This is a genomic window from Xenococcus sp. PCC 7305 (assembly GCF_000332055.1).
In the GTDB taxonomy this organism is placed as follows: domain Bacteria; phylum Cyanobacteriota; class Cyanobacteriia; order Cyanobacteriales; family Xenococcaceae; genus Xenococcus.
In genome coordinates this window covers 1-2,515 of the sequence record NZ_ALVZ01000015.1, presented here as the reverse complement: position 1 = coordinate 2,515, position 2,515 = coordinate 1, and the positions used below count along the sequence as shown (strand labels likewise).

Sequence of the window (2,515 nt, the reverse complement as noted above, 5' to 3'; positions counted from 1 at the left end):
GATATCCAAAGCTTGGAGATAGTAATCATTGGCTTGCTGGTATTGCCTTAATTGTTGGGCTACTCTCCCTAATTGGTGGTTAGCAGTAGCAAGGTAAGATTTTTTTTGGCTATCTTCAAGGTTTTTTAAGTCAGGAACCAAATTTGCTATATTTTGATGAATTTCTTTAGCTGCTTCATAATCTTGTTTTCCTTGGTAGCAATTAGCTAAATTTCCTGAAATTGGAATAATATCCCTTTCCCATCCTTCATAGCTATTTTCAGGCGTTAATTTAGATAACTTCTCATATAAATCTTGGGTGAGTTGTAATTGTTCATTTTTATTACTAACTAATCCCAAGTAATCATATAAACAAATCCAAATTGTATAAACTCTTTCCTGTTGCTCTAAACAAATCTGCAACCCTTGATAAAGATTTTCATATTCCCAGCGCACAAAAGCTATCCCCATTTGTCTTTTCTGCGGCTCTTTTGATTTCATCCAATCATTGTAAGAACGCGCCAATCCTTTGTAGTGATTCTTAAATCCTTCCTGCAAAGCCGCTCTGGTTTCTTCCTCAACTTCTTTGAGCTTAGTTTGCAAAAAATAGGGCAAAACTGGTTGAATAGTCAACAGTTGCGGCAAATCCTGACTCATCGGCGACAGCAAACCCCAATTCACCGCTTCAGCTACTGCAACTTCTAATTGCTCCAATTCATAATCTTGAAACGGCTCCAACTTTCCCAACTCTTCCACATAATTCGGAATTGCTAAAGTATTAATAAATCCCCGAAACGGAGCCAATAATAACAATAACTTCTGTGCCGACTCCGACAAATTACTATGGGAATAATCAATACATTTAATAATATTATTCGTCCGATCCTCTCCCCCAGCATCCATCTCCGCCGTTGCCAACTGCTCCAAAATTTCCGATGGTGATTGTTGCTTCAAATTCGCCAATACCACTTCCATCGCTAAAGGATAACCCGCCAAAAGCTTCATCAACCGGTCAAACTGCTGATCGCTTTTAACCTCATCCCAAGAAGTGCGACCATTGACCTTTTGTAAAATATTCTCTGCCAAATCAGTCCGCGCTTGGGCATCCAAACCCTTTAACCGATAAATATTGTCTCCAAAAGTAGTTTCCCGTAACCAATCTTCTCTAATCCTTGAACCCAAAACAACCTTAGTTTTCCCACCTACCAAAGCAGCCAAAAACTTCCGAATCTCCTCCCGCGCCGACTCGTCAAGGGTATTTTGAATCGCTAAAGGTTGCCCCGTCACCGACTCCAAATTATCCAAAATCAGAATATAAGATTCTGTGCGTAACTTGTCCGCTAGCTTGCGCCATTGCACCGTCAGCTTCTGAGCCTGAAAAGTCCCAAACTCAAAGCGATCATATATTTTCTGCCCAATAGCAAAAACAATCTGTTGCAGCGTCCAAGCTTTCTCGTCGTAACCAAAATAGAAAATATCCTCCGCAAAATTCGTAACCTGCCACCATTCCCGCAGATAATTTAACAGCGTGGTTTTCCCTGTACCGCCCATGCCCTGCAACAAAAGGATATTATGCTTGAGCAAAGCCTTTTCGAGCAAAAGAATATCTAAATCCCTACCCACAAAACCATAGTTTGGTTTCTGAAACTCATATTTACTATCCAGACTTAGGTAATAATTCTCCTCTTCTTCGGGAGAAAATGCCCTCAAATTAAAATCAACCTTGCCATTGCAATAGGTCACAGGCAAGAGCCAATCTTCCAGTTCAATTTCCGTATTGTAATAAGCCCTTCTGCCTTTGCGGTTATATAATTCTCTTCTGCCCAAACGAATCGCTTGATAAATATCCTGCTGTGCGAACAGATGCCGATAAATCTGCTCCATAATAATTTCTGCTGCTGTCACCGTTACCGAATAACTCATAGCAACCACCATTTGCATTCCCGCATTCATCAGGCGACTACCCAAGCTAGTCTCGCGATTGTCTGTTGCTTCCGACTGATTGAGTTGTTTTCCCGACTGACAAGCATTGAGAATACAAACGGGAATTCCTTTCCCTGTTAGTAAATTAGCGATTTCTGTCGCTTCAACAAAATCATGTTCCCCTTTCTCGGCTCCTTCTAAAGACAAAAATGCTTTTAAACCTTCATATTTTGCAATCTCTTCTCTGCCATATCTGCCCTTAAACACATAAGGATTATTTTCAATTTCTTTTTGCTGTTCAACTTGCTCCCGATACCTTTGATAATCTTGGTGAGCTATCAACGCTCCATGGACATCAAAATGCACAATATGATAATATCCGCTTCCCTTGCTCTCAAGATGTCGTTCTAAAGCCTCATAAGTACCAGGCCGCAAAAGCTCAATATTCACGCGCAGCTTCGCATTGCGAATCGCTTCCACCAAAGGACGAGAAATTGTCCGATAACCCACATCCTCATCAGGGCTATTTCATTATAAAAACATCCATGAGCAGAGCTAAGGATCTTGAACAAAGCCGTTGAGCTTGAGCCATATTTTTCCATCCGTATTGTCG

General features: G+C 40.9%; 1 protein-coding gene. It reads right to left on the bottom strand.

What is annotated here, in order from left to right; genetic code table 11:
• On the bottom strand, positions 1-2,412 hold a 2,412-nt coding region (locus XEN7305_RS00160), incomplete at its 3' end, for a CHAT domain-containing protein (RefSeq protein ID WP_006507259.1).
• Positions 2,413-2,515: the final 103 nt, after the last annotated feature.